At 31.9% G+C, this 7,597-nt stretch carries 10 protein-coding genes; 5 read left to right on the forward strand and 5 right to left on the reverse strand.

Annotated features, from left to right (window positions below; translation table 11 throughout):
- Window positions 1-875, forward strand: an 875-nt coding sequence (locus tag Q0929_RS08385; protein WP_299239773.1) for a PD-(D/E)XK nuclease domain-containing protein, incomplete at its 5' end; no start/stop codon positions are given.
- A 268-nt stretch (window positions 876-1,143) separates the two neighbouring features.
- Here the strand turns inward: Q0929_RS08385 and Q0929_RS08390 are convergent.
- Window positions 1,144-1,509, reverse strand: coding sequence for a hypothetical protein (locus tag Q0929_RS08390; protein ID WP_299239780.1), 366 nt, complete (start codon window positions 1,507-1,509; stop codon window positions 1,144-1,146).
- Window positions 1,510-1,814: 305 nt separating this feature from the next.
- On the opposite strand from Q0929_RS08390, the gene Q0929_RS08395 reads away from it, so the two are divergent.
- From Q0929_RS08395 to tatA, 3 genes are all read left to right on the forward strand, one after another.
- Window positions 1,815-4,055 (forward strand): NADP-dependent isocitrate dehydrogenase, encoded by a 2,241-nt coding sequence (locus tag Q0929_RS08395; RefSeq protein ID WP_299239787.1) that lies wholly within the window; start codon window positions 1,815-1,817, stop codon window positions 4,053-4,055.
- 451 nt (window positions 4,056-4,506) lie between these two features.
- The gene (locus Q0929_RS08400; protein ID WP_299239791.1) at window positions 4,507-4,851 is read left to right on the forward strand and encodes a redoxin domain-containing protein; all 345 of its coding nucleotides are present in this window, start codon (window positions 4,507-4,509) and stop codon (window positions 4,849-4,851) included.
- Between the two features lie 141 nt (window positions 4,852-4,992).
- Complete coding sequence (gene tatA / locus Q0929_RS08405; RefSeq protein ID WP_299239796.1) at window positions 4,993-5,217, forward strand: twin-arginine translocase TatA/TatE family subunit; 225 nt, start codon at window positions 4,993-4,995, stop codon at window positions 5,215-5,217.
- A gap of 293 nt (window positions 5,218-5,510) precedes the next feature.
- On the opposite strand, the gene Q0929_RS08410 is transcribed toward tatA, so the two are convergent.
- From Q0929_RS08410 to Q0929_RS08425, 4 genes are all read right to left on the reverse strand, one after another.
- Complete coding sequence (locus Q0929_RS08410; RefSeq protein ID WP_299239799.1) at window positions 5,511-5,792, reverse strand: LapA family protein; 282 nt, start codon at window positions 5,790-5,792, stop codon at window positions 5,511-5,513.
- Window positions 5,786-6,271 (reverse strand): HIT domain-containing protein, encoded by a 486-nt coding sequence (locus tag Q0929_RS08415; protein ID WP_299239805.1) that lies wholly within the window; start codon window positions 6,269-6,271, stop codon window positions 5,786-5,788. The genes Q0929_RS08410 and Q0929_RS08415 overlap by 7 nt, the downstream gene beginning before the upstream one ends.
- A 159-nt stretch (window positions 6,272-6,430) precedes the next feature.
- Complete coding sequence (locus tag Q0929_RS08420; RefSeq protein WP_299239810.1) at window positions 6,431-6,586, reverse strand: transposase; 156 nt, start codon at window positions 6,584-6,586, stop codon at window positions 6,431-6,433.
- A gap of 8 nt (window positions 6,587-6,594) precedes the next feature.
- Window positions 6,595-6,924 (reverse strand): transposase, encoded by a 330-nt coding sequence (locus Q0929_RS08425; RefSeq protein WP_299239817.1) that lies wholly within the window; start codon window positions 6,922-6,924, stop codon window positions 6,595-6,597.
- Window positions 6,925-7,348: 424 nt separating this feature from the next.
- Between Q0929_RS08425 and Q0929_RS08430 the strand changes: the two genes are divergently transcribed.
- Window positions 7,349-7,480 carry a hypothetical protein gene (locus Q0929_RS08430; protein ID WP_343232054.1) on the forward strand — a complete coding sequence of 44 codons (132 nt, stop codon included), beginning with the start codon at window positions 7,349-7,351 and terminating at the stop codon, window positions 7,478-7,480.
- Window positions 7,481-7,597 lie beyond the last annotated feature (117 nt).

Genomic DNA, 7,597 nt, shown 5'->3' on the forward strand with positions numbered 1-7,597 from the left:
ATACACAAACAGATTTAGAAACAGTATTTGCAGATAGGATAAAAGATTTTGATAAAGAAGAAGTAAGAAGATGGTATAACGGCTATAGCTGGCTTGGAGAAAAGGTTTACAATCCTTTTGATATTCTGCTGCTATTTAATAAGAAAATATTTAGACCTTATTGGTTTGAAACAGGAACACCTACGTTTTTAATCAAACTTTTTAAACAATACAATTATTATTTACCTGAATTAGAAAACTTAGAAGTAGGAGAAGAGCTTTTATCCAATCTTGATATTGATGATTTATATGTAGAAAATCTACTTTTTCAAACAGGATATCTGACAATAAAAGATGTAATAGAAGAACCTACAGAAAGAATTTATATTCTAAGCTATCCTAATTTTGAAGTAAAGAAAAGTTTTAACAGCTATTTTTTACTTTACTTTTTGCAAGACAAAAGTATAAAAAGCAAAACAGATATAGCTATCAAATTAGCCTTAAGAGATAATCAAATAGAAAAACTAAAAGACATCTTACATAGCTTTTTTGCAAGCATACCATATGATTGGTATAGGAAAAATGATTTAGAAAGCTATGAAGGCTTTTATGCATCAATTGTTTATGCCCTATTTAGCGGAGCAGGATTTGAAACAATAGCAGAGGATACTACTAATAAAGGCAGAATAGATTTAACAGTAATATACAATAACAAAGCGTACATCATAGAGTTTAAAGTAGTAGAAGACCAGCCAGAAAAAACAGCTTTAAAGCAGATTGAAGAGAAAAAGTATTATGAAAAGTATTTAGGAAAGTATGAAGAAGTTTATTTGATTGGAATTGAGTTTAGTAAAAAAGATAGAAACATAGTGGATTTTCAGTGGAAAGCGGTATAGTCATGGAGGAGAGATTAGAAGAGTTTATAAGGAAACTAAAAAACAGACACTACAACAGTAAAACAATAGAAACACACCAAAGAGTGTTCCAAAATTCTCGTAAGTTTAATTTTTTGTCATTGTCCTGAGGATGTAAGCACAAAGAGTTTTATCTTTTTTTGAGCTGCAGAAAAGACAATGTTGATTTTTATAAGCAATCTTTTGAGATTGTTAGATATACCTCTGATGGTATTCCATATGCCATTTTATTGCTCCCTTAGCTAGCTTTTTACTTTACGATACCGATTAATTTAGCTAAAAGCTCTAAAGAATTTTGATTTAAAATTACTATAATTGCAATCAAAATGATAACCGCAATTCTTAAATCTTTCTTGAATTCTACCCTTGTTATTTCAATTTCCTTCTTAAGCTCGACTTCTAATGTCTTCATTTCTTGTCTTAGCAATTCAACATCATACTTGGAAGCAAGTTCTTTTTTAAGCTCCTCCGAGATAGAGATTTTCAATTTTTCTTCAGAAGACTCTAAGGATTCATTGATAGATTTTTGGAGTATATCAACAGCTTTTTGAGCATCTTCTTTTCCAAGTACCTTTTCGAGCATCTGATATATTTCAAGTGGTATTCCATATGCCATAAGTTCACACCCCTATGTTAATACTGTAATTTTAATTTAAATCCATCAAAATAATTTTACAATAAAATACACCGTGAGAGAAAATGTTCCAAAAAGATTTTTAATGAAGATATCATCTTGTCTGCCATTTTGCAGCTGGCGAAGAATCTCATACTTTTATTAAATTTCTTACCCGACATATATTAAAAAATTTTTATAAAAATCCAATTTACCTTTGATAAATCAAACAGCGTTATATTTTTCTTGACTTAAAAATCAAACAATGTTATATTTTTTATGCAAAAAATTTTTAGGGAGGTACGAAAATGTCAAAGGCAACTATTGTTTGGACAAAAATTGATGAAGCACCGGCACTTGCAACTTATTCTTTACTACCAATCATGAGAGCTTTTACAAAAGATGCAGACATTGAAATTGAGTTAAGAGACATTTCTCTAGCAGGAAGAGTTATATCGCTATTTCCAGAGTATTTAAGAGAAGATCAAAGAATTCCTGATGAGCTTTCTTACTTAGGAGAGCTTGTTTGGAAACCAGAAGCTAATATTATGAAGCTTCCAAACATCTCTGCATCTATTCCTCAGCTTATAGCAACAATAAAAGAATTACAATCTCAAGGATACAACCTTCCAGATTTTCCGGAAGACCCAAAGACAGAAGAAGAGAAAGCAATTAGAGAAAGATACATGAAAGCTGTTGGGTCTGTAGTTAACCCTGTTTTAAGGCAAGGAAATTCAGACAGAAGACTTTCTAAATCTGTTAAAGAATATGCTAAAAAATACCCACATAAAATGAAAGCTGTTAGCCCTAACTCGAAGGCTCATGTAGCTCATATGGTAGGCGGAGATTTTTATGAAAACGAAAAATCAGTTACCATCAAAAAAGATACAACAATAAGGTACGAGTTTGTTAACAAAAATGGAGAAGTTAAAGTATTAAAAGATGGCGTTAAGGTTTCTGTTGGCGATGTTGTAGATGGAACATTCTTAAGCAGAAGAAAGTTAAGAGACTTTTATGAAAAAGTTCTTGAAAGAGCTAAAGAAGATGATATTCTATTCTCTTTACACTTAAAAGCAACAATGATGAAAGTTTCTGACCCTGTAATGTTTGGCGATGCTATAAGAGTTTATTTCAAAGAATTATTTGAAAAATTTGGAAAAGAACTTGAAGAGATCGGATTCAATCCAAACAACGGTCTTTCAGATTTAGAAGCTAAATTATCTAAGTTGCCAGAAGATAAACAAGCTGCAATCAAGAAAACAATTGAAGAAATCTACCAAAAAAGACCAAGAATGTATATGGTGGATTCAGACAAAGGAATTACAAACTTACACAGACCAAATGACGTAATCATTGACGCATCTGTTCCGGCAGTTATTAAAAACGGTTTACAAGGCTGGGGTCCAAAAGGTGAAGAAGATGACTGTGTAATCACGATCCCGGATAGAAGCTATGCAAGAATGTATAAAGAGATAGTTGAAGATATTAAAACTAACGGACAGTTTGACCCTGCAACCGTTGGAAGCGTTGCAAACGTAGGTTTAATGGCAATGGGAGCTGAAGAGTATGGTTCTCACGACAAAACATTCTTCCCACCAGAAGATGGAAAAATCAGAATCGTTGACGAAGAAGGTAATGTATTAATCGAACATGAACTTGAAGCAGGAGATATTTATAGAAGCTGCATCACAAGAGATATAGCAATCAGAGACTGGATAAAATTAGCTGTTAACAGGGCAAAAGAAAGCGGTGATCCAATAGTATTTTGGCTTGATAAATACAGAGCTCACGATAAGGAACTTATAGAAAAAGTAAAAGAAGAGCTTCCAAAATACGATTTATCTGATGTTGAGTGGTACATCAAATCTCCAGAAGATGCTATGAAATTTACATTAAAAAGATTTAGAGCTGGTTTAAACACTATTTCTGTAACCGGTAACGTTTTAAGAGACTATTTAACAGACCTATTCCCAATCATTGAGGTAGGTACATCAGCAAGGTCTTTATCAATCGTTCCATTGATTGCTGGCGGTGGTGTATTTGAAACAGGTGCTGGTGGTTCTGCTCCCAAGCACGTAGAACAATTCTTAAAAGAAGGACACTTGAGATGGGATAGCCTTGGAGAGTTCCTCGCATTCGTAGAATCATTAAGATTAGCTTACAAACAATTAAAAACATTACATGGAAAAGATAATCCAAGAATATTAATTCTTGCAGAAACCTTAGACAAAGCAATACAAAAATATCTTGAAAATAATAAAACACCAGGAAGAAAAGTTGGTCAACTTGATACCAGAGGTTCTCATTTCTACCTTGCTATGTATTGGGCAGAAGCTTTAGCTGCTCAAGACAAAGACCCAGAATTAGCTAAGAAATTTGAAAAAGTATTTGCCGACTTAAAAGAAAATGAGCAAAAAATCCTTCAAGAAATAGCAGATTCTGAAGGTAAACCACAAGACATAGGCGGATACTACCATCCAGACGATGCAAAAGCTGAAAAAGCAATGAGACCAAGTGAAACATTTAACAGAATAATAGATTCTATATAAAACATTCAACACTCCCTCCCTTTAGGGGAGGGGACTTTAATTATCTAATTTTAATTAAGAGAAGATTCTTCGACTTATAGCCTCAGCATAACAGTCAAAAGTTTATTGATAGATATAAGAGATAGGATAATCTTATTTGTCAACTGACAAGAATCCCCTGCTTTTATTGAATTCCTCATCCAAGATATCGATAAAGGAAGAGAGTTCCAAAATTCTTGTAAGCTTACCTTTTCGTGTCGTCCTGAACGTAGTTAAGAATCTTATTTTTTAATGTTTTTTGTAAAAAGGAGATTCTTCGCTTTGCTCAAAATGACATCTTTGAGGTCAAGATTCTTCGCCGGCTGCAGAATGACAGTAGGGATTCTTGGAACAATATCTAGAAAATTTGATTTTTTAATCTCTTATGTTATAATTTACTGTAAATGTGTAACATGGGAGTTAAATTTAAGTTATGGCTAAAGCTATTCAAAATTTTGAATTATTGAATACAGAATATAAGCCGCCTGTGTCTCTAAATGATTTACTCGGTCAAGGAAAACCAATTTTTATTTACATCTATCCAACGGATGAAAAATTTAAATGTAATAGATCTGAATGTCCATTTAAAGAAAACTTGGAAGAAATTCAAAGAGAAGGTGTGATTGAAATAGGAATCAGCCAAGACGCTGTTGAAGAACATAGAGAATTTAAGCATAAATATAACATAAATTTTGAACTCTTATCTGAACCTACATTGGAAACAATTAGAGGATTAGGAGCTTATGAAGAAGTATTTGTAAACGGAATAGAAAAATAAAAAGTCATAAGAAAAGGAATTCTTGTAGATGATAAAGGACATACTATAAAAGAATGGGAACCTCTTAAAATAGAAGAGGAAACTGAAAATGTTATAAAAGTAATTAGGTCATTAAAATCTCACTAACAGGAGGATAGTATAATGGGTTCTATTGGAATGACAGAACTTTTGCTAATATTTGGGATTATAATTTTACTCTTTGGTGCAAAAAAGTTGCCTGAGATTGGAAGAGGCTTAGGTGAAGGAATTAGAAGCTTTAAGGCAGCCATATCTGGAGAAGAGAAGAAAGAGGACGAAAAAGTTATTACACCTAAGGAGATAGAAGCAGAAGTAATAAAGAAAGAAAAAGTTAAAGAAAATGCATAATAAATTTGGTCGCAAAAAGATTGCTATTATTAAATTTATACCTTGGTGTGAGAAATTGGCGACTTTATAAAATTTAAAAAAGAGAGATCATTTGGGCTTAAGTTCTTAAGATGACAAGGAAAGTGAAAGAGTAAGGATGATTCATGATTGCCTTTCAAAGGTAAAGTTGCAATTCTGCAGCTAGTGGAAAGAATCTTTTTCCTTTATGTCTTTTTGCTACTGGTAGCAAAAAATAAACTTACAAAAATTTTCGCGACATTTTTGCAAAAAATATCTCTTTTTTCTGAAATTTCTTACTCACTTTCCTGCACTTCTTTTGACTTATTACAAATTTCAAGCTGCTTTTTTAATCTTGAAATTTCGATCTTAAATTTAATCCAGTCTCCAATTGTCATTAGAATAGCAAGCATAGCTCCAACAATAATACTCATAAGAATAATTATGGACAAAGGAAGTGGTACCGTTTGGTAACCTGGAAGCAAATTAACAGTAACAGAAATATTATTCATTGCTACAAAGTATCCTGCTGCCAACAGAATAAATAACCATAAAATAAGTCTAATTTTGCTTAACATCTTTTTAATTCTTCTTTTAATTTAAAATAAATTTCTTTTAAATCTTGAGAAATAACTCTTACCTCTCCCAAAACAGGCATAAAGTTTGTGTCTCCATTCCATCTTGGAACTATATGATTGTGAATATGGGTTTCAAGACCTGCTCCCGCTGCTCTTCCAAGATTATAGCCAACATTAAACCCATCCGGTTTTAAAACTTTTTTCAAGAGCTTGACCATCTCTTTAGTTAATAAAGAAATTTCACATAAAGTTTTATCATCTAAAACAGTAAAATCTCCTATATGTTCATTAGGACATACCATTAGATGGCCTGCATTATATGGAAATAGATTTAATATAACAAAAGCCCTTTCGCCTCTATACAATAAAAGATTTTTCTCGTCATTATTTTCTTGGTAGGCTTTACACAAAAAACAACCTTCTGACTTTTCAAGACCATCTATATATTGAGACCTCCATGGTGAGTATAACCTTTCCATTATTAATCCTCCTTTGTACCTGAAATATTATAGGCAATTCATCAATTTATTCCACTTAAACACTTTATATAAATATCATCAATATTATCCCTAAGGTTATACCTAAATTCAAGCTCTTTTAGATAGCAGATAGAATTATCCTTATTACACTATGAAATTTTAGCAGCCTCTTGCAAACTTTACACTTTTATCTATTCTCTCATACTTAAATCCATCCATCACAAGACCATCATAACTTTTGAATTTATCTGTATGTATCAAACTTCCTCTCTTTACTTTCTTTACGGTTTCTCTCAGTAGTGTTTCAGCAGACACATCTTTTACTACCTCAACCTTAAAGACACTAAAGTCTTTCTATAAGCTGTTTTTTTAATTATATCCATACGTTGTTTTAAAGTAGTTAAGCCCAAGCTTTTTAGTGTAGAATCTATCTTGCTTTCTAAGTATCCATTGTATACTAAACTCATAAGAAGGTCTATGTAATCTTCGTTGACTCTTTTGTAAGAGTTGGGTAATATTTGTGGTCTTAATCTATCTTTTTTATCTCTCTGGACATTTATGTTAAGGTTGTTATAATGTTTAGGAAAAGTTCTTTTACTAATTCCTCGGTAGATCTGTCTAAGTATTTTTTCAAAGTATTCTTTCTTATCCATTACTATTCCTCACTATAATTTTAATAACATACGTCGGGTGAGAAATTCATTAAAAACATGAGATTCTTCGCCGGCTGCAGAATGACGAATAAGGTTATCCTTCCTTTAACACTTATTAATCAACCTTTTCCTTGTCATCCTGAGGCCTTAAGGCCGAAGGATCTCATTTTTAAATTCTATAAAAACCGCTAATTTCTCACCCAAGGTATTACTATTCCTCACTATAATTTTAATAACATTATTTTAACTCCTATAATGGCAGTGAATTCTTAGGTGAGTTTACCAAAGCATTAAAGAAAAAAGATATAAAACATTATTTTAACTATCCAAGATATCCAAAAGGACAAGCATATGTAGAGAGAATGAATATGAAGATTACGAATTAGAAGATATTCATGAGTTTAATAAAAAGATGCTGCAATATATGTTATGGTATAACACAGAAAGACCTCATCATAGTTTAAACAAAAAATCACCTTTACAATACTTTTGTGATATTATAAATTCAAGAAAATCGGAATTTTCCCAAACCGGTATAACCTATACAACCTCTTGACAAAAGAAATAAAAAGTGATAGAATTTTTGTCTGTTTAAAAAATCGACTGAGATAAAGGACCTTGGCAAATGAATAAGGAAGCTAAGGGATGGGCGAGGTCTTCAAAAGATTCTTTT

The organism is Sulfurihydrogenibium sp., assembly GCF_028276765.1.
In the GTDB taxonomy this organism is placed as follows: domain Bacteria; phylum Aquificota; class Aquificia; order Aquificales; family Hydrogenothermaceae; genus Sulfurihydrogenibium.

Bases quoted from the DNA above. Each gene is read 5' to 3' on its own strand.
- Q0929_RS08430 (WP_343232054.1), top strand. From the start codon at position 7,349: ATGTTATGGTATAACACAGAAAGACCTCATCATAGTTTAAACAAAAAA.
- Q0929_RS08410 (WP_299239799.1), bottom strand. From the start codon at position 5,792: ATGTTAAGCAAAATTAGACTTATTTTATGGTTATTTATTCTGTTGGCA.
- Q0929_RS08400 (WP_299239791.1), top strand. From the start codon at position 4,507: ATGGCTAAAGCTATTCAAAATTTTGAATTATTGAATACAGAATATAAG.
- Q0929_RS08425 (WP_299239817.1), bottom strand. From the start codon at position 6,924: ATGGATAAGAAAGAATACTTTGAAAAAATACTTAGACAGATCTACCGA.
- tatA (WP_299239796.1), top strand. From the start codon at position 4,993: ATGGGTTCTATTGGAATGACAGAACTTTTGCTAATATTTGGGATTATA.
- Q0929_RS08415 (WP_299239805.1), bottom strand. From the start codon at position 6,271: ATGGAAAGGTTATACTCACCATGGAGGTCTCAATATATAGATGGTCTT.
- Q0929_RS08390 (WP_299239780.1), bottom strand. From the start codon at position 1,509: ATGGCATATGGAATACCACTTGAAATATATCAGATGCTCGAAAAGGTA.
- Q0929_RS08395 (WP_299239787.1), top strand. From the start codon at position 1,815: ATGTCAAAGGCAACTATTGTTTGGACAAAAATTGATGAAGCACCGGCA.